The 19,075-nt window shown below is 74.3% G+C and carries 16 protein-coding genes; 10 read left to right on the forward strand and 6 right to left on the reverse strand.

Going from position 1 to position 19,075, the window contains the following annotated elements; translation table 11 throughout:
- Positions 1-11 precede the first annotated feature (11 nt).
- From ABT093_RS26030 to ABT093_RS26040, 3 genes are read right to left on the reverse strand one after another with little or no spacing between them, the layout of a single operon-like run.
- A complete protein-coding gene (locus ABT093_RS26030) occupies positions 12-1,226 on the reverse strand; it encodes an acetyl-CoA C-acetyltransferase (protein WP_350568605.1) in 1,215 nt (404 codons plus the stop codon).
- Positions 1,227-1,272: 46 nt separating this feature from the next.
- Positions 1,273-2,415 (reverse strand): acyl-CoA dehydrogenase family protein, encoded by a 1,143-nt coding sequence (locus ABT093_RS26035; protein WP_350568607.1) that lies wholly within the window; start codon positions 2,413-2,415, stop codon positions 1,273-1,275.
- 27 nt (positions 2,416-2,442) lie between these two features.
- Entirely contained in the window at positions 2,443-3,612 is a 1,170-nt protein-coding gene (locus tag ABT093_RS26040) for a CaiB/BaiF CoA transferase family protein (RefSeq protein WP_350568608.1), read from the reverse strand.
- 269 nt (positions 3,613-3,881) lie between these two features.
- Between ABT093_RS26040 and ABT093_RS26045 the strand changes: the two genes are divergently transcribed.
- The 7 genes from ABT093_RS26045 to ABT093_RS26075 all read left to right on the forward strand — a co-directional run bounded on the left by ABT093_RS26045 (position 3,882) and on the right by ABT093_RS26075 (position 11,431).
- Positions 3,882-4,370 carry a hypothetical protein gene (locus ABT093_RS26045; RefSeq protein ID WP_350568610.1) on the forward strand — a complete coding sequence of 163 codons (489 nt, stop codon included), beginning with the start codon at positions 3,882-3,884 and terminating at the stop codon, positions 4,368-4,370.
- Positions 4,371-4,389: 19 nt separating this feature from the next.
- Positions 4,390-6,531, forward strand: a complete 2,142-nt coding sequence (locus ABT093_RS26050) for a DUF6571 family protein (protein WP_350568612.1) — start codon at positions 4,390-4,392, stop codon at positions 6,529-6,531.
- Positions 6,531-7,601, forward strand: a complete 1,071-nt coding sequence (locus ABT093_RS26055) for a hypothetical protein (protein WP_350568614.1) — start codon at positions 6,531-6,533, stop codon at positions 7,599-7,601. The genes ABT093_RS26050 and ABT093_RS26055 overlap by 1 nt, the downstream gene beginning before the upstream one ends.
- A gap of 94 nt (positions 7,602-7,695) precedes the next feature.
- Positions 7,696-8,565: a hypothetical protein gene (locus tag ABT093_RS26060; protein WP_350568616.1), complete on the forward strand. Its 870-nt coding sequence runs from the start codon at positions 7,696-7,698 to the stop codon at positions 8,563-8,565.
- Between the two features lie 2 nt (positions 8,566-8,567).
- Entirely contained in the window at positions 8,568-9,875 is a 1,308-nt protein-coding gene (locus tag ABT093_RS26065) for a sensor histidine kinase (RefSeq protein ID WP_350568663.1), read from the forward strand.
- A 92-nt stretch (positions 9,876-9,967) separates the two neighbouring features.
- Entirely contained in the window at positions 9,968-10,624 is a 657-nt protein-coding gene (locus ABT093_RS26070; RefSeq protein ID WP_350568664.1) for a response regulator, read from the forward strand.
- Between the two features lie 147 nt (positions 10,625-10,771).
- Positions 10,772-11,431, forward strand: a complete 660-nt coding sequence (locus tag ABT093_RS26075; RefSeq protein WP_350568617.1) for a Pr6Pr family membrane protein — start codon at positions 10,772-10,774, stop codon at positions 11,429-11,431.
- A gap of 82 nt (positions 11,432-11,513) precedes the next feature.
- On the opposite strand, the gene ABT093_RS26080 is transcribed toward ABT093_RS26075, so the two are convergent.
- Together ABT093_RS26080 and ABT093_RS26085 are read right to left on the reverse strand one after the other, a co-directional pair.
- Entirely contained in the window at positions 11,514-11,885 is a 372-nt protein-coding gene (locus tag ABT093_RS26080; protein ID WP_350568666.1) for a toxin Doc, read from the reverse strand.
- Positions 11,886-11,941: 56 nt separating this feature from the next.
- Positions 11,942-12,154, reverse strand: a complete 213-nt coding sequence (locus ABT093_RS26085) for a hypothetical protein (RefSeq protein ID WP_344322900.1) — start codon at positions 12,152-12,154, stop codon at positions 11,942-11,944.
- A gap of 238 nt (positions 12,155-12,392) precedes the next feature.
- On the opposite strand from ABT093_RS26085, the gene ABT093_RS26090 reads away from it, so the two are divergent.
- Positions 12,393-13,865 carry a S41 family peptidase gene (locus ABT093_RS26090; RefSeq protein WP_350568619.1) on the forward strand — a complete coding sequence of 491 codons (1,473 nt, stop codon included), beginning with the start codon at positions 12,393-12,395 and terminating at the stop codon, positions 13,863-13,865.
- A 10-nt stretch (positions 13,866-13,875) separates the two neighbouring features.
- On the opposite strand, the gene ABT093_RS26095 is transcribed toward ABT093_RS26090, so the two are convergent.
- Positions 13,876-15,483: an ABC-F family ATP-binding cassette domain-containing protein gene (locus tag ABT093_RS26095; RefSeq protein ID WP_350568620.1), complete on the reverse strand. Its 1,608-nt coding sequence runs from the start codon at positions 15,481-15,483 to the stop codon at positions 13,876-13,878.
- 490 nt (positions 15,484-15,973) lie between these two features.
- Between ABT093_RS26095 and ABT093_RS26100 the strand changes: the two genes are divergently transcribed.
- Both ABT093_RS26100 and ABT093_RS26105 read left to right on the forward strand, forming a co-directional pair.
- Positions 15,974-17,245 (forward strand): trypsin-like serine peptidase, encoded by a 1,272-nt coding sequence (locus ABT093_RS26100; protein WP_350568622.1) that lies wholly within the window; start codon positions 15,974-15,976, stop codon positions 17,243-17,245.
- 166 nt (positions 17,246-17,411) lie between these two features.
- The gene (locus ABT093_RS26105; protein WP_350568623.1) at positions 17,412-19,067 is read left to right on the forward strand and encodes an ABC-F family ATP-binding cassette domain-containing protein; all 1,656 of its coding nucleotides are present in this window, start codon (positions 17,412-17,414) and stop codon (positions 19,065-19,067) included.
- Positions 19,068-19,075: the final 8 nt, after the last annotated feature.

Here is a 19,075-nt window from a genome sequence, read left to right on the forward strand (position 1 = left end):
GAGGACGGGGGTCAGACGCGCTCGACGACGGTGGCGATGCCCATGCCGCCGCCCACGCAGAGGGTGGCCAGGCCGTAGCGCAGGTCGCGCCGCTCCAGCTCGTCGACCAGGGTGCCGATGAGCATCGCGCCGGTGGCGCCCAGCGGGTGGCCGAGGGCGATCGCGCCGCCGTTGACGTTCACCTGCTCCGGGGAGAAGCCCATCTCGCGGATGAAGCGCAGGGCGACGGCGGCGAAGGCCTCGTTGATCTCGACCAGGTCGATGTCGGCGGCGGTCAGCCCGGCCTTGGCGAGCGCCTTGCGGGTGGCGGGCGCGGGGCCGGTGAGCATGATGGTCGGCTCGGAGCCGGAGACGGCGGCGGAGACGATCCGGGCGCGCGGCCGCAGCCCGTAGCGCTCACCGGTCTCCCGGTTGCCGATGGCGACCAGGGCGGCGCCGTCGACGATGCCCGAGGAGTTGCCCGCGTGGTGGACGTGGTCGATGGCCTCCACCCAGTGGTACTTCTGCAGGGCGACGGCGTCGAAGCCGCCGGCCTCGCCGATCGTGGCGAAGGAGGGCTTGAGCGCGGCCAGCGTCTCGACGGTGGTGCCGGGGCGGATGAACTCGTCGCGGTCCAGCACCACCAGGCCGTTGCGGTCGCGGACCGGCACGACCGAGCGGTCGAACAGGCCGTCGGCCTGCGCCTTGGCGGCGCGGGCCTGGGACTCGGCGGCGAACGCGTCGACGTCGGTGCGGGAGAAGCCCTCGATGGTGGCGATGAGGTCGGCGCCGATGCCCTGCGGCACGAAGTTGGTCTCGTAGGCCGTCATCGGGTCGGCGAACCAGGCGCCGCCGTCGGAGGCCATCTTCACCCGGGACATCGACTCGACGCCGCCGGCCAGGACGAGGTCCTCCCAGCCGGAGCGGACCTTGGCGGCGGCCAGGTTGACGGCCTCCAGGCCGGAGGCGCAGAAGCGGTTCTCCTGGACGCCGGCGACGGTGTCGGGCAGGCCGGCGGCGATGGCGGCGATCCGGGCGATGTCGGAGCCCTGGTCGCCGACCGGGCTGACCACGCCGAGCACGATGTCGTCGATCGCCGCCGGGTCCAAGTCCGGGAAGCGGCGGCGGATTTCGTGGATCAGGCCGACGACCAGGTCGATCGGCTTGGTGCCGTGCAGGGAGCCGGTGGCCTTGCCCCGGCCGCGCGGGGTGCGGATCGCGTCGTAGACGTACGCTTCGGTGGTCACGGTGGGGAGCCTTTCGGGGCGGGGGTTGGACGCCGGAGAGCGGGGGTCAGTCGAGGAGGGAGCGGCCCACGATCTCCTTCATGATCTCGGTGGTGCCGCCGTAGATGGTCTGGATGCGGCCGTCGGTGAACGCCCGGGCGACCGGGTACTCGGCCATGTACCCGTAGCCGCCGTGGAGTTGGAGGCATCGGTCGGCGGTGCGCTTCTGCAGTTCGGTGGCCCACCACTTGGCCATCGAGGCGTCCGCCGGGGTCAGCGCGCAGCGGTTGTGCTCGGTGATGCAGCGGTCGACGAACGCGCGGGTGACGGCGCACTCGGTGGCCAGTTCGGCGATCTCGAAGCGGACGTGCTGGAGCTTGGCCAGCGGGCGGCCGAACGCCTCGCGCTGCTTGACGTAGGCGGTGGTGATCTCGACCAGGTGCTCGGCGCCGGCGATCGCGGCGGCCGCGATGGTGAGCCGCTCCTGGGCGAGGTTGCGCATCAGGTACAGGAAGCCCTGGTCGAGCTCCCCGAGCAGGTTCTCCTTGGGGACGCGGACGTCCTGGAAGAACAACTCGGCGGTGTCCTGGGCCTTCTGGCCGATCTTGTCGAGGTTGCGGCCGCGCTCGAAGCCGGGCATGCCGCGCTCGACGACCAGCAGGCTCAGGCCGTGCGCGCCGCCCTCGGGGGTGGTGCGGGCGACCACGACCACCAGGTCGGCGAGGATGCCGTTGGAGATGAAGGTCTTGGCGCCGCTGAGCAGGAAGTGGTCGCCCCGGTCGACCGCCCGGGTGCGGATGCCCTGGAGGTCGGAGCCGGTGCCGGGCTCGGTCATCGCGATGGCGGTGATCAGCTCGCCGGTGCAGAAGCCCGGCAGCCAGCGGCGCTTCTGCTCCTCGGTGGCGAGCGAGGTGAGGTAGGGGCCGATGATGTCGTTGTGCAGGCCGAGCGCCAGGCCGGAGGCGCCGGCCCGGGCGAACTCCTCGGCGAGCACGGCGGCGTAGCGGAAGTCGGCGGTGCCCCCGCCGCCGTACTCCTCGGGGACGGCAAGCCCGAGCAGGCCCTGCCGGCCGGCCGCCAGCCAGGCCTCGCGGTCGACGATGCCGGCCTTCTCCCAGCGGTCGCAGTGCGGCAGCACCTCCTTGGCGAGGTAGGCCCGGACGGTGGCCCGGAAGTCCTCGTGCTCGTCGGTGAAGAGGTCGCGTTGCACGGCAGTCTCCTTGGCGGGGTCGGAGGTTCAGGCGGTCGGCGGCCGGCCGAGCGAGGGCACGCCCCAGTCGGCGGCGACCTCGGCGGTGTCGGCGCCCGGCCGGGCGGGCGGGCGGCGCAGCGTGCCGGGGGTGGCGGAGAACCGCGGGGCGGGGGCGGGCTGGGTGACGCCGTCCACCTCGACGTAGCTCGCGCGGCTCGCCAGGTGCGGATGGGCGTGCGCCTGACGCATCGTCAGCACCGGTTCCACGCAGGCGTCGGAGCCCGCGAAGACGGCCTCCCAGGCGGCGCGGGGGCGGGTGGCGAAGCGGGCGGCGATCCGGGCGCGCAGTTCGGGCCAGCGGTCGGTCTCCCACTGGCCGGGCGCGTCGGGGCCGAGTTCCAGCAGCCGGGCGAACTCGGCGTAGAACTGCGGCTCCAGGGCGCCGACGGCGAGGTGGCCGCCGTCGGCGGCGGGGTAGACGGCGTAGAACGGCGCGCCGCCGTCGAGCAGGTTGACGCCGCGCCGGTCCTGCCACTGCCCGCCGGCGAGCAGGCCCTGGAGGACGGCGGTGAGGTGGGCGGCGCCGTCGACGACGGCGGCGTCGACGACCTGCCCGGTGCCGGTGGCGCGGGCGTGGTGGAGGGCGGCGAGCAGGCCGACGACCAGGTAGAGCGAGCCGCCGGCGTAGTCGCCGAGCAGGTTCGCGGGCAGCGCGGGCGGGGCCTCGGGCGTGTCCGCGGCGGTGGCCGGCGCGACCAGGCCGAGGACGCCGGCCACCGCCGTGTACCCGATGTCGTGCCCGGCCCGGGCGGCCAGCGGCCCGTGCTGGCCCCAGCCGGTCATCCGCCCGTACACCAGCGCGGGGTTGCGGGCCAGGCAGGCCTCGGGGCCGACGCCCAGGCGCTCGGCGACGCCGGGCCGGTAGCCCTCGATCAGCAGGTCGGCGCGGGCGGCCAGGTCGAGCACCCGGCCGGGCCCGTCGGGGGACTTGAGGTCGACGACCACCGAGCGCTTGTTGCGGCCCGCGACGTCGAAGGCCGGGTCGATGCCGAGCGGCGGGGGCTCGGGCCGGTCGACCCGGACGACGTCGGCGCCGAGGTCGCCCAGCAGCATCGCGGCGAACGGCCCGGGGCCGATCCCGGCGAGTTCGACCACGCGGACGCCGGCCAGCGGTCCGCCGCGCTCGCTCCCGCCGCTGTCACGTTCGGACGCCACTGCCCCTCCGGGGATCGACGAAGTCTGACAGTAAAGCTGTCACACTCGCGATGATAGGGAAGCGACCGTTCAGTAACAAGACCTTCCGGACGCGGCCCGGCCCTCGCCCCGGCCCTCGGTCCGGACCCCTGACGCGACCTTGACGCGCACCGCGCAACCGCCGCCGCGGAGGGTGGGTCCGTACACCGACGGACCCGCCGGGTACCGTCGTCCCCGGCGGGGGGCTGCTGACCTCCCGTCGGATCCGGAGGAAGGAAGAGCAGCCGCACATGGTCTACCCAGGGTTCACCACCGGGCCGGTCGCGCCCAGTTCGTCCCCGTTCGCCAACCCCACACCCCGGCCCACCCCGGCCCCCGGCCCGACCCCGGCCCCCGCCGCGGGCTCGCCCGCCGCCACGCCGGGCCCGGTGCCGTCGCCCTCCCCCGGTGTGAACCCGTCCGGCACCACCACCCGGCTGGACCGCCCGTACGAGCTCAACGCCTCGGCCGGCATCGCCCGCCAGATCGCCGCCGACCTCGACAAGGCCAACGGCAAGGGCGGCAACAACCTCGCCGAGCACGCCTCCACCGCCGCCGGGCGGATCCGCGGCTTCGCCTTCGGCGGCGCGCTCACCGCCTCCACCGAGCGCTGGCTCCAGCAGTGCAAGACCCTGCACGACAAGCTGACCGGCACCGCCGACAACCTGGACGCCACCCAGCGCTCCTACCGGTCCAACGAGACGTCCACCGCCGGCCAGTTCGGCCAGGCCGGCCGCTGAGCGGAGAGGAGCAACCCCCATGGTGTCCTTCAAGGAACTCCACGAGGCCGACTTCGCCGGCGTCACCGAGACCGCCGAGGCCTGGACGAAGATGGCCACGGCCCTCGACGGGCTCGACGCGCGCGTCGCCCGCGACCTCACCGGCACCCCGCAGCGGGCCGGCTGGGAGGGGCCCGCCGCCATCCAGGCGGGCGCCACCCTCAAGGGCGTCGACACCGACGTCACCCAGGCCGCCGGCGTCGCCAAGGCGCTCGCCGCGATCATCCGCGACGCGGCCGCCGACTTCACCGCCGCCCGCAAGGACCTCGACGCCGCGATCCACGACGCCGAGTCCCAGACCATGACGGTCGGCGCCGACGGCGAGGTCCGCTGGCCGCCGATGCCCGGCTCGCGCAACGACCCGGACGCCGGCCCGGCGATCAAGAAGTACGACGACGAGATGAAGGCCAAGGCGGAGGCGATATCCGCCCGGCTCACCAAGGCCGTGCAGCAGGCCACCGCCGCCGACCAGCGCGCCACCGTCGCCCTGCAGACCGACGTCGGCACCAGCACCACCGCGTTCAACGCCAAGCCCTACGGCGGCGGCGACACCGCCGACGCCCGGCGCGCCGCCGACCTGCTGTCCAAGGCCGGCAGCCTCTCCGACACCGAGCTCCAGCGGCTGCAGAACCTGATGGCCTCCGGCTCGGGCTCCAAGGAGTTCTCCACCAGCCTGCTCAACACCCTCAACGCGGGCGGCCACGGCGGCCCCGAGGCGCTGCTCGACTACGCCAAGGTCTACGGCGACCTCGCCCGGGGCAACCACAACGCCCAGCAGTACCAGGACGTCCACGGCAGCCTCGGCCAGGTGCTCGCCACCGCCACCAGGGACGGCGGCATGGGCCGGGCCTGGGAGGACGAGCTGCTCAAGGCCGCCCGCAAGCCGGGCGGCTCGGCCGCCGGGTACAACGAGAACTACCGGACGCTCACCGAGCTGATGGGCGCCGAGGGTGACTTCGACAAGCCGTTCCTGACGAAGGTCGGCAACGACCTGGTCGACTACGAGCGCGGCAGCAAGCTCAAGGGCGAGGAGCTCTGGGGCCCCGACTACTCCGCCGTCACCGGCCGCCAGGGCGACCCGATGCGCGGCCTGATGAAGGCGATGAGCCACAACCCGGAGGCGTCCAAGGAGTTCCTCGACCCCGGCGCCAGCAAGAACCTCGACTACCTGCTCAAGGAGCGCAGCTGGCCCAACCAGGGCTACGAGCACCAGCAGACCGACACCCTCGCCCGGGACACCTCGCGCGGCGCGTTCGGCGACGCCCTCCAGGCCGCCACCACCGGCCGGGACCCGCACGGCGACCAGCCGCCGGTCCGCCCGCACGACGAGGCGATGGCACGGATCATGTCCGAGACCGTCACCCACTTCGGCGGCGACAAGGCCGGCCACGAGAACGAACTGCCCGCCGCCCTGCGCCGCCCGCTCGGCGAGATGATCGCCGACTACGCCGCCGACACCTACGAGATCCTCGGCAAGGAGACCGGCGGCACCTCCGAGACCAGCAGGCTCACCATCGGCCGGGAGCAGCTGCTGCGGACCGTCCGCGGCGTCGCCGAGGACCCCGAGGCGTTCAAGCTCGTGCACTACGCGGAGAGCCAGGAGGTCGCCAAGCGGCTGAACGACTACCCCGTCGAGGCCTTCCAGCCGGACCAGACCGGCCGCCCGAACCACCGGATCCAGGGGTTCACCCGCGAGGCCGGCGAGGTGATGGGCACGCTCAGCGGCGTACGCACCGACGTCATCGCCGACCACCGGGACGACGCGATCTTCCGCAACAACTGGAACGCCAAGATGGACTACCACGTGCTCGGCGCGCCGGTCACCGGTCTGCCGGTGGTCGGCGACACGATCCAGCGCCTGGTGGACGTCGGTACCTCCGCCTACGCCAACAACCTCAACAACGACGAGAGCCTGAAGGCCACCGAGCAGATCTCGGACACCTTCCGGGCCGGCGACGAGCAGCTCAAGGCGATGATCCGGGCCCGCGCGCTGGCCGCCGGCATCCCGGAGAGCGAGGTCAACGCCACCGGCGGCGTCACCACGACGCTGCTGGCCGACGTCAACACGAGCTACCAGACCGGCGTCGACGACGCGTACCGCCGGGCCCTCGGGCGGAGCTGATGGACGAAGCGACGACGGAGCACCGGCCGGTCGGCGACCGGGTCGACGAGGCACTGAGCGGGCGCGGGTTCACCACCCGGGCACTGCGGCTGCGGGCGGCCGGCGTGCTGCTGGCGATCACCGCCGGGGTGTCCGGGGTGCTGCTGTACAACCTCACCAACGTCTTCGGGCCGGACAGCGTCTGCGGGGGCGCGGCGAGCGCCGACGCCGTGCACGCCGCCCTCGGGCCGGGGCGGATCAGCGAGGAGAAGTCCGCCGGCTACGTCCCGACCGCCGTCGACCCGGCGCAGTACTGCCGCGCCACGGTGGACTTCGGCCTGTTCGGGGACACCGGGCAGAGCGTCTCGTTCGGGCTCTCCGTGACCCGGAGCGCGGGCGCCGAGTCCCGCCCGGCGGCGCGGCTGTTCGCCGAGGGCGGCGCGGTGGGCGCGGTGACGCCGGGCGGCGCGTGGGCGCTGCTCCCGGAGGGCTGTCCCACCGGCCTGCGGGCCTCGGTCGGCACCGGGCACGACGGGAAGGACGGCGACCACGCGGAAGGGATCGCCCGGCTCGCGGTCGGGCTCGCGGGCCTGGCCGCGAAGGACCGCGACTGCGGCGGCGCACCGCCCGCGCCGAGGACGCTGTCCCCGGTGGGCGCCGAGCAGCCGGTCGACTGGGGCAACCTCTGCGGTCTGCCCGGCATGGCCGTCACCAGGGCGCCCGACGCGGACCACGAGGAGCGGTACCGCCAGCAGGCCACCACGGCCTTCTCCCCGTTCTGGTCCTGCGAGGTGACCGACAGCGCGAGCGGGACACCCGTGGCGTCCTTCGCCGTCGTCACCGAGCCGCGGCTGGTCGACCTCCCGGCGGACAAGGAGCGCTCCACGGCGTTCGGCCGGAGCACCTGGACCGGTTCCTCGAACGAGGACGTGGTCACCACGTGCCAGGGCCGCAGGACGTACTTCCACTACTCCTGGCGATCGGCGCCGGCCCTCAGGGACCGCGTCCTGCTGCCCGACACGACGGCCGTGTGGACGCAGTTCCTCACCGCCGCCGGCAAGGCGATCGGCTGCGAGCCGATCCTCCCGTAGGACTGCCGCCTCCGCCTCGGTTCCCCCCGGCGGGGGAGGCGGATCGGGTCGCCGGAGGAGGTGCGGGCGGGCGGGTGCGCGGGAGCGTGGGGGCATGACCTCGACGCTCCCGCTCCCCTCGGCGACACCGGCCGCCGCACCCGTCGGCCGGCTGCGGGTCGTGACGGCCGGTGTGGCCGTCGCCGCGACCCTGCCCTACCTCACCCTCAAAACGCTCTGGCTCACCGGCCACCCGGTCGGGGCCGGTGACACCATGGACGACCTGTGGCTCGCCAACCTGCTCACCTTCGGCATGGACGCCATCGCCGTCCTGCTGGCGCTCGCCTTCGTCCGGCCGTGGGGGCGGCGGGCGGCGGCCGGGCTGCTGGTGTTCCCGATGTGGGTGGCGACCGGCCTGCTCGGGACCATCCTGGTGGCGGTGCCGTTGTCCATGCTCGGCACCCTGCTGTTCGGGCCCGAGAAGTCCACCGGCAACGCGGCCGGCGGGGTCTGCGACTGGGTGTTCACCGTCGTGTACGGCGGCTTCGCCGTCCAGGGCCTCGCGTTGATCACCGGCTTCCTGCTGTACGCCCGGCAGCGCTGGGCCGGCCTGCTGCGCGACCGGATCGGGGACCTGCCCGACTCCCCCACGCTCACGGTGCAGCGGTCGCTCGCGGGCGTCTCCGCACTGCTCGCCGCCGCAGTGGCGGCGGCCCGGTGCTACTGGGCGCTGGGCGGGGACGCCGGGCTGCCGGCCGAGTGGCGGGAGCACCGCGGACGGAGCCTGGACGTGATGGACGGCGTCGCGGCCGTGATGGCGCCGGCCGCGGTGACGGCGCTGCTCGTGCTGGTGTTCCGGGTGCGGCCCGAGCGGCGGCTGCGGGTGCCGCTGATGGTGGTGTGGACGGCGGCAGCCCGGGACACCGCGTGGAACACCACGACTCTCCGCCCCTCCCGTACTGCTGACGTAGAGTCTGCGCCGTGATCATGGGCGCGGGGGCCACGGACATGGGTGCGGGCGGGACGGCGGTGCGGCACGCGGCACGGCGGGCGGCGGGCGCCCTGCTCGGGCGGCGGTCCCGGCTGCGCTGGGTGCACCTGGTGCTCGGCGGCGCGCTGCTGATGCCGTACTGGCTGCTCGCGACGGTCGTCCTGGGCACGCTCGACCCGCGCAAGGACTCGCTGGTCCAGATCCTGCTCTACTTCGCCGCGCTCGGCGCCTCGCTCCCGATGGCCGCCGTGACCGCTCTGGTCCCGACCGTCCGGGCCCTGGAGGGCGCGGCGGCCCGGGCGCTGTGCGCACCCCGGCGGGCGGCGGAGGTGGTCACCGGACCGGCCCGCTCCTGGGCGGCCCGGCGGCGGACGGCCGCGTGGTTCGTGCTGCACCTGCTGTTCGGCGGCATCGTCAGCGGGATGACGCTGGCCGGTGCGCCGTTCGCCGTGATGCTCGTGCTGCGGCCGGCCGGCACCGAGGAGCTGTGGCGGTTCTGGGAGGAGCGGGGCGTGCCCGGCTGGCTGCCCGGCCCGGTGCTGGGCACCGCGCTGCTCGCGCTGATCATCGGCACCAGCGCCGGCCTCGGCGCGCTGCTGGCGCGGTGGGCGCCGGTGCTGCTCGGCCCGACCCCGGAGGAGCGGCTGGCCGACGCCGAACGGCGGGCCGCCGTGCTCGCCCAGCGCAACCGGCTGGCCCGCGAACTGCACGACTCGGTCGGCCACGCGCTGAGCGCCGTCGGCATCCAGGCCTCAGCCGCCGCCCGGGTGCTGCGCTCCGACCCGGAGTTCGCGGCGGAGGCGCTGGCCGCCATCGAGGAGACCGCGCGCGGCGCCGTCGCCGAACTGGACGCGGTGCTGGGGCTGCTGCGCGAGGAGGACGGCGACGCGGCCGGGCCCGCCGGACCGACCCTCGCGGGGCTGGACGACCTGCTGCGGCAGCTGGCCCGCACCGGGCTGATGGTGGACGCCGAGGTGGCTCCCCGACTGGACCGGCTTCCGGCCGCGCTCTCCCGCGAGGCCTACCGGATCGTCCAGGAGGGCCTGACCAATGTGCTGCGGCACGCCGGCCCGGCCGGCCCCGCGCCCGCCCGGCTGCGGGTCGCCCCGGCGGGCGGGCGGCTGGAGATCGAACTGACCAACCCGCTGGGCCGGTTGCGGGCCGGCCGGCCCGGCGGCGGGCGCGGGCTGCGCGGGATCGGCGAGCGCGCGGCGGCGCTGCGCGGCGGCTGCGAGGCCGGGCCCTCGGACGACGGGACGACATGGCGGCTGGCCGTCTGGCTGCCGGTGGGAGGAGAACGGTGAACGACAGCGGGAACGCCGGGAACGCCGGGAACGCCGGGAACGCCGGGAACGCCGGGGACGGTGCGGGGAACGCGGCCGGCGGCCCGGTCCGGGTGGTGATCGCCGACGACGAACGGCTGGTGCGCACGGGCCTGCGGGTGGTGATCGACGCCGAGCCGGACCTCAGCGTGGTCGGCGAGGCGGCCGACGGCGCCGAGGTGGTGCCGCTGGTGCGCCGGCTGCGCCCGGACGTGGTGCTGATGGACGTCCGGATGCCGGGGATCGACGGCATCCGGGCCACCGAGCAGCTGGTCGCCGGGATGGCCGAACCGCCCCGGATCCTGGTGGTGACCACCTTCGAGCACGACGACCACGTGTACGACGCGCTGCGGGCGGGGGCGGCCGGGTTCCTGCTCAAGCGGGCGCGGGCGGAGGAGATGGTGCAGGCGGTGCGGCTGATCGCGCGCGGCGACTCGCTGCTGTTCCCGGCGGCCGTGCGCGACCTGGCCCTGCGGTACGCGGCACCGGCCGGGCAGGCGGCCCGTCCCGCGCCCGGCGGCGGTCCGATCGGGCGGCTCACCGGGCGGGAGGGGCAGGTGCTGCGGCTGATGGCGGCCGGGCTCAGCAACGGGGAGATCGCCGCGGAGCTGGTTCTCAGCCAGGAGACGGTCAAGACGCACGTGGGCGGCGTGCTGGCCAAGCTGGGCGCGCGGGACCGCACCCAGGCGGTGATCGCGGCCTACGAGTCGGGGTTCGTGCTGCCGGGCTGACGGGGAACCTACGGGGGAGCCGATGGGAAGCCGACGGGGAGCGGGGGAAACGTTTCTTTCGTCCCCGTTCCACCGGCGGGTAGAGTGCGCTCCTTCCCCTCGACCGTCCGATACCTCCCGTATCGCCTGAAACGAACTGGTGACCGCATGTCAGTCCGGACCAGCCCCGCGCTCTGGTGGCGCGCCGGCATCGTGCTCTCGGCGGGCCTCGGCCTGACCCTGCAGACCGCACCGCTGGTGTACTTCACCGTCGAGAGCAACGTGATCGTGCTCGGCTACTTCGCCGGCGCCGTCTACTGGATGCTCAAGCGCGGCACCACCGACGCCCCCGCGCCCCGGCTGCGCGGCGCCGCCACCCTGTACATCCTGATCACCGGCCTGGTCTCGCACATCCTGCTGGAGCACGGCGCCAACCCGCTGCCCGGTCTGTTCGACGGGCCGGACAAGCTGCAGCACTGGTCGTCGTTCTTCCTGCACTACGTCACCCCGGTACTGGTGATCGTCGACTGGCTGGTGCTCAAGCCGCGCAACGCCTCCGCCTGGCGGGACGTGCCGCTCTGGCTGGCCTTCCCGCTCGGCTACGCGGCGGTGGTGCTCACCCGCAACGCGCTGTTCTCCAACTTCCCGCTGCCGTACCCGTACTTCTTCTTCGACCCGACCACCAAGGGGTACGGCTACGTCTGGGGACAGATCGCGCTGCTGACGGTCGAGTTCGTCCTGCTGGGCGCCGCCGTGGTCGGCCTGGACCGGCTGGGCACCCTGGTCCGGGCCCGGCTGCGCCGCGGCCCCGCCCCCGCCGGGGCCTGATCCCGCCTCCCCCGCCGGCGGCCGGCCCCCGGGCCCGGTTCAGCGCTCGGGTCCGAGCCCGGGCGAGCGCCCGGATCGGCGCTCAGATCCGCCAGGACCGGATCCGGTCGGCCGCCGCGAACACGTCCGCCCGCCCCTCGGCGATGTCCCGGGCCAGCTCCACCAGCGTCCCGTACGGCGGGTCGATGCCCTCCCCGGCCGCGTGCATGTACGCGGCCGTCGTCATGCAGGCGTACAGGTTGTTGCGCACCGGGAGCGGGCGCAGCAGCACGATCGTGTGCATCAGGGTGGCCGCGCACCAGGAGGGGTCGGCGTCGTGGCCGAGCTGCGCGGTGTTCACCCGGTGCCGGGCGACGGCCGCCTGCAGCGCCGAGTAGTCCCGCACGCTGAGGTCCTCGGGCGAGGCCAGCTCCTGGACGTCGAGCAGCCAGCGCAGGTCGACCTGCAACAGCATCATCGCGGCACCCTCATCGCTCCCGCCGATCGCCGGCGCCGATCGCCCTCGCCCGCTCAGGCCGCCGGCGCGTCCTCCGGGAACTCCCGGTCGAACTCCTCGCGGTGGGCGTTCCAGAACGCCACCGCGTGGGAGACGAACACCCGGCGCTGCTGCTCCCGCACACTCAGGTCGTGCACATACGCCTTGACACTCTTGCCGTCGGCGGCGGCCGCCTCGCGGATGGCGGCGAGTTCGTGCTCCGTGTACTCGATGTTGAGTGCTGGCATGGCGCCGATGGTACTGGAGCGCACGGGAGTTGGACACCGAGCCGGTGACCCCGAGGGGGTGCCGGGGGCACGTACGCCGCCGGTCGTAGACCGCCGCGCCGGGAGTACCTCCTCGGTCGGGGGCGCGGACCGCTCCGCAGGCTGACGCGCGGCGCCCGGACCGGCCCCTACCGTCGACCCGTGGGCGGCGGAGGGGTTCCGCGGGGGAGGCCCTGAGCTGGAAACGGCGGGCAACGGCATGGGTATCGGACACCGGAGGCCGGTGGCCAGGGCGGCGGGGATCGCGGCGGTCGCGCTCGCGGTCACGGCGGGGACGATCGGGGCGGCGGGCGCGGTCGGGGCGGCACCGGACGGGGACGGCGCGGCCGAGCGGCCGGGCGTCAACCGCCTGGAGGGCGTCTGGCGGACGGACGGGTACGGCACGATCCTGGAGATCCACGGCACCACCTTCACCACCTACGACGTGACCCGGCTCGGCTGCACCCCGGGCTTCCTGAGCGGCACGCAGGTCGGCGTGCCCGGGCGCGGCGGCGCCGTGCGCTACGGCGGCCCCGGCAAGAGCTTCGGAGAACTGACCGTCACACCCCTTGGGCACGACCGGGCCGTGTCCAAGGAGGACAGCTCCGCCGGGACCAAGAACCTGTCCCGGCTGCCCGGCGGGCTGCCGGTCCAGTGCACGCAACCGGTACCGCAGGACGCGCTCGCGGTCTTCGACCGGTTCTGGGCGACCTTCGAGGAGAACTACCCGTTCTTCGCCGCCAAGGGCATCGACTGGCGGGCCCGGGGGGCGCAGGCACGGGCCACCATCACCCCGCGGACCGACACCACCGCCCTCACCGGGATCATCGGCGGCCTGCTCGAACCGCTCGGCGACGCGCACACCTTCCTGGGGCGCAAGGCGGCCGACGGCGGCTACGACCTCGTCTTCGGCGGTCTGCGACCGGGCACCGAGGAGCCCACCGACCAGGTACGGGAGCAGGCCGGGCGGGCGGTCGCCGCCCAGTTGCTCGCCCCCGAGCGGACCTTCGGGCGCGAACGGCTGGGCGTCGGCGAACTCCCGGGCGGCATCGGCTATCTGCGGGTGAGCGCCTTCGACGGGTACATCGACGACGGCTCGTACCAGGAGCAGGCGGCCGAGCTGGACAAGGCACTGGACCTCCTGCTGGCCCACCCCGAGCGGCTGACCGGGGTGGTGGTCGACCTGCGGCTGAACGGCGGCGGCTCGGACGAGCTGGGCCTGCGGATCGCCTCCCGGCTCACCGACCGGCCCTTCCTCGCCTACCGCAAGGCGGCGCGCAACGACCCGGCCGACCCGACCGCCTTCACCCGGCCGCAGCCGATCACCGTCCGCCCCGCGGCCGGGGCGACCCGCTTCACCGGGCCGGTCGCCCTGCTCACGGCCGGCTCGACGGTGAGCGCGGGCGAGACCTTCACCCAGGCGCTGATGGCGCGGCGCCCCGCGACGGTCCGGATCGGCGAGAACACCCAGGGCGTCTTCTCCGACGTGATGTTGAAGCCGATCTCCGACGACCTGCTCATCGGCCTGCCGAACGAGAAGTTCCTCACCCCGGCCGGCACCACCTTCGACGGCCCGGGCATCCCGCCGGACGTCCGCACCCCGGTCTTCACCCCGGAGGAGCTGGCCGGGCTGAAGGACTCCGCCCTGACCGAGGCCCGGCGGATCCTCTCCGCCGGGGCCGGCCACCGCTAGGGGTGCGTCGTCACATCGGGTCCACCGCCCTCAGCGCGCCGTCCAGCTCCAGCCAGCGGGTGACGCCCAGGCCGCGCAGGAACGGCAGGTCGTGGCTGGCGACGATCAGTGCCCCCTGGTAGGCGGCGAGCGCCTGGGTGAGCTGGCGGACGCTGGCCAGGTCCAGGTTGTTGGTCGGCTCGTCGAGCAGCAGCAGCTGCGGCGGCGGGTCGGCCAGCAGCAGCGCGGCCAGGGTGGCCCGGAACCGCTCGCCGCCGGAGAGCGTGCCGGCCGGCTGGTCGGCACGCCCGCCGCGGAACAGGAAGCGGGCCAGCCGGGCCCGGATCGCGTTGTCGCCCGCGCCCGGCGCGAACAGCTTGACGTTGCCCACCACGGTGAGCTTCTCGTCGAGCAGGTCGAGCCGCTGCGGGAGGTGGCGCAGCGGCACCGGGGTGATCACCTCGCCCGCCGACGGGGCGATTTCGCCGGCGATGGTCCGCAGCAGGGTGGACTTGCCCGCGCCGTTGCGGCCGACCAGGGCGATCCGCTCGGGCCCGCGCAGTTCGAGGTCGGCGGTGATGCCGTGCGGCATCCGGACCTTGTCCAGGGTGAGCACGGTGCGCCCGGCCGGGACGGCGGTGCGGGGGAGGTCGATCCGGATCTCGGCGTCGTCCCGCACGGCCTCCTCGGCGGCGGTCAGCTTGCGCTTGGCCTCCTCCAGGCGCTCGGTGTGCATGCCCTGGAGCCGGCCCGCCGTCTCCTGGCCCTGGCGTTTGAGCTTGCCGGCGACGATGTGCGGGTCGTTGCGGGTGACCGAGCGCTTCCTGCCGTAGCTCGCGCTGCGATCCAGCCGCATCCGGGCCTCGGCCAGGTCCCGCTTCTGGCGCTGGACGTCGGACTCGGCGTTGCGCAGCAGCCGCTCGGCGGTCTCCTGCTGGGCGGCGAGGGTGCGCTCGTACTCGGCGAAGTTGCCGCCGTACCAGGTGACCTGGCCGCCCCTCAGCTCGGCGATCTGGTCGACGTGCTGGAGCAGCTCGCGGTCGTGGCTGACGATCACCATCACGCCGCCCCAGCCGGCCACCGTCTCGTAGAGCCGCTCCCGGGCGGAGCGGTCGAGGTTGTTGGTCGGCTCGTCGAGCAGCAGGACGTCGGGGCGGCGCAGCAGCAGGGTGGCCAGCCGCAGCAGGACGGCCTCGCCGCCGGAGAGTTCGCCGGTGGTGCGGTCGAGGCCGAGCCGGTGCAGGCCGAGCCGGTCGAGCAGGGCGCGGGCGCGCTCCTCGACGTCCCAGTCGTCGCCGACCGCGTCGAAGTGGCGCTGGTCGGTGGAGCCGGCCTCGATCGCGTGCAGGGCCTCGCGGGCGGCCCGGACGCCGAGCGCCTCGTCGACCCGCAGGCCGGTGTCCAGGGTGAGGCCCTGCGGCAGGTAGCCGATCTCGCCGCCCGCCCTGACGGTGCCCGAGGTGGGGGTGAGTTCGCCCGCCAGCAGGCGCAGCAGGGTGGACTTGCCCGCGCCGTTGAGCCCGATCAGGCCGGTGCGGCCGGGGCCGACGGCGAGGTGGAAGCCGTCGAGGACGGGCCTGCCGTCCGGCCACTCGAAGGAGAGGTCGGTGCAGAGGAGCGAGGTGGTGGGTTGTGCCATGGAAGCCTCCCGAAGGTCGCCGTACGTGGTCGTGGAGCAACACGGGGAGACACCGCGGGTGCGGGCGGGGACCGGGAGAGGAGGGCCGGGGGTCGTCAGAGCGACGGGGGACGCCGGACCGGCTCACCACTGAGGTCGGGCACGCGCACACTCACGGACCGCGGGCAGCGACAAGGCCGGTCGAAAGGCCGGCGACATGGCCGGTGACAGAACCGGCGGCAGGGCTGCGGTGCGGCGGGGGCGGTGTCTCGGGACCTCAGTAGTTCAACGGCGTTCTCCTGTTCGGGCGAGTGGCAGGCATCACGCTACGGAGGGCCCCGAAGGCGTGCAACCGGTTTTTTCGGTGCCGATCACGTGCCGATCCGGTGACGGCCTCGCCCCGGACCGCTCCGGTGGCCGGAGAGCGTCCGCCGCGCGTGGCAGACTCCTCCCCTGCCAGCCGCTCGACACTCTCGCGGCCGTGGCGTGCATTCACAGGGGGAACCAACTCATGTCACCGATATCCCGGGCGACGCGTGCCGCGCTGGGCGCGTCCGTCGTCACGCTGACCATGGTCGTCGCGACGGCGTGCGGCCCGGAGAACAGCGACCCGGTCGCCGGCCCGTCCGCCGCCCAGACCGCCGCGACCACGGCGGCCACGGCGGCCACCGCGGGCTCCACCGGCAAGCCGGGCGGTCTGCCGCCGATCAAGCTGCCGACCGCCGACGAGCTCGGGAAGTGGAGCTTCGAGGACTGGGACAAGTGGGCCCAGCAGAACGTCATCACCCCGGCGGTCAAGGGCTTCTGGGACCTGCAGAAGATCCTCAAGGCCAAGCCCTACAAGCCGGGCCCGGGCTCCCAGCCCACCGGCCAGCCGTCCGCCCAGCCGACCGCCCAGCCCACCTCGGCGGCCCCCGCGGCCCCGACGGCGCCGCCGACGAGCGCCGCGCCCGCCCAGCCCGGCGGCGGCAGCGGCGGAGGCCAGAACGACCCGCAGCCCAAGCCGGTCGAGATGAAGCCCGTCGCCCACCCGTACGCCAAGCCGGCCCACGTCAACGGCAAGCTGTTCTTCCAGGACGGCAACCAGGACTACGTCTGCTCCGGCACCGTCGTCTCCGACCCGGCCAACCCGGGCCGGAGCAACCTGGTCTGGACGGCCAGCCACTGCCTGCACGGCGGCAAGGGCGGCAAGTACCACACGAACATCACCTTCGCCCCGGCGTTCAACAGCAGCGGCGCGGTCAGCGGCGGCAGGAAGGGCTCGCTCGCCGAGGCCGAGCCGTACGGCGAGTGGGGCGCCGTCGCGGGCATGATCTCCCCGCAGTGGGCGGCCGAGGCCGACCCGGAGAACGGCGGCCCGTGGAGCCAGTACGACTTCGGCATCCTCAAGGTGGCCAACCCGGACGGCAGCGGCAAGTCGCTGGAAGAGGTCGTCGGCGGCTCGGTGCCGGTCTGGTTCAACGCCCCGCGCGAGCAGATCGCCGCGGTGAGCACCTACGGCTACCCGGCCGGCAAGCCGTTCGACGGCATGGAGCTGGAGCGCTGCGAGGCGGGCAAGCCGGCCCGCCGCTCGATGGACCCGTCCCGCCCGACCATGTTGATGACCGGCTGCAACGGCACCGGCGGCGACAGCGGCGGCGGCTGGTTCGCCACCAGGGACGGCAAGCAGGTGCTGGTCTCCGACACCTCCATCGGCGGCTTCGACAACACCTGGGAGGCCGGCCCGTACCTGGACGACGTCGCCCAGCACGCGCTGGAGTACTTCTCCAAGAAGGCCAAGTGACCCCGGTCACGGCCTGAACGACGCTGAACGGCACTGCGCGGCACTGAGCGGCACTGAGCGGCACGGCGCCGAGCGGCGCCGAACCCGCTCCGCCGGGGGGCGGTGGCACCGAGGTGCCGCCGCCCCCCGGCGGCGTCCGCGCCCGCCCGCCTAGAATCGGGACATCATGAGCGCCACACTCGTCGTCAAGGACCTCGCCGCCGGCCACGGCGACCGCACCCTCTTCTCCGGCCTGGACCTGGTCGTCGCCCCCGGCGACGTGATCGGCCTGGTCGGCGTCAACGGAGCCGGCAAGTCCACCCTGCTGCGGCTGCTGGCCGGCCTGGACACCCCGGAGGGCGGTTCGGTGCGGCTCAGCCCCGCCGCCGCCAACGTCGGCCACCTCCCGCAGGAGCCCGAGCGCCGCCCGGAGGAGTCGGTGCGCGACTTCCTGGCCCGCCGCACCGGGGTGGCCGCCGCGCAGGCCGCACTGGACGAGGCCACCCAGGGCCTGGTGGACGGCGTGCCCGGCGCCGACGACGCCTACGCGGTGAACCTGGACCGCTGGCTGGACCTCGGCGGCGCCGACCTGGAGGAGCGGGCCGAGGAGGTCGCCGACTCGCTCGGCCTCAAGGTCTCGCTGGACCTGCCGATGACGGCCCTGTCCGGCGGCCAGGCGGCCCGCGCCGGCCTCGCCTCGCTGCTGCTCTCCCGCTACGACGTCTTCCTGCTCGACGAGCCCACCAACGACCTCGACCTGGACGGCCTGGAGCGGCTGGAGTCCTTCGTCAAGGGCCTGCGCGCGGGCACCGTGGTGATCAGCCACGACCGCGAGTTCCTGGCCCGCACCGTCACCAAGGTGCTGGAGCTGGACCTGCACCAGCGGCAGATCAACCTCTACGGCGGCGGCTACGAGGCGTACCTGGAGGAGCGCGCCACCGCCCGCCGGCACGCCCGCGAGGAGTACGAGGAGTACGCCGACACCAAGGCCGGCCTGGAGGCGCGGGCCCGGATGCAGCGCGGCTGGATGGAGAACGGCGTCCGCAACGCCCGCCGCAAGTCGAGCGACAACGACAAGATCGGGCGCGCGATGCGCACCGAGTCCACCGAGAAGCAGGCCGCCAAGGCCCGGCAGACCCAGCGGATGATCGAGCGGCTGGACGTGGTCGAGGAGCCGCGCAAGGAGTGGGAGCTGCGGATGGAGATCGCCTCCGCGCCGCGCTCCGGCTCCGTGGTCGCCACCCTGCGCGGGGCCACCGCCCGGCGCGGCGACTTCACGCTCGGCCCGGTGGACCTGCAGATCGACTGGGCGGACCGGGTGGCCATCACCGGCGCCAACGGCTCGGGCAAGTCCACCCTGCTGGCCGCCCTGCTGGGCCGGCTCGAACTCGACTCCGGCAGCGCCGTGCTGGGCTCCGGCGTGGTGGTCGGCGAGGTGGACCAGGCGCGCGGGCACATCTTCAAGGACCAGCACGGTCTCGGCGGGGGGCCGCTGCTGGAGGCGTTCGCCGCCGCCGTCCCGGAACTCGCGCCGGAGGAGGTGCGCACCCTGCTGGCCAAGTTCGGCCTGAAGGCGGCGCACGTGCTGCGCCCGGCGGACACCCTCTCCCCCGGCGAGCGGACCAGGGCGGCGCTGGCGCTGCTCCAGGCGCGCGGGGTGAACCTGCTGGTGCTGGACGAGCCCACCAACCACCTGGACCTGCCCGCGATCGAGCAGTTGGAGCAGGCGCTGGGCTCGTACAACGGCACCCTGCTGCTGGTCACCCACGACCGGCGGATGCTGGACACGGTCGCGGTGAACCGGCGGATCGAGGTCGGCGGCGGCAGGGTCCGCGAGCTGTAGCCGCCAGG

Source organism: Kitasatospora sp. NPDC002551 (genome assembly GCF_040296005.1).
In the GTDB taxonomy this organism is placed as follows: Bacteria; Actinomycetota; Actinomycetes; order Streptomycetales; family Streptomycetaceae; genus Kitasatospora.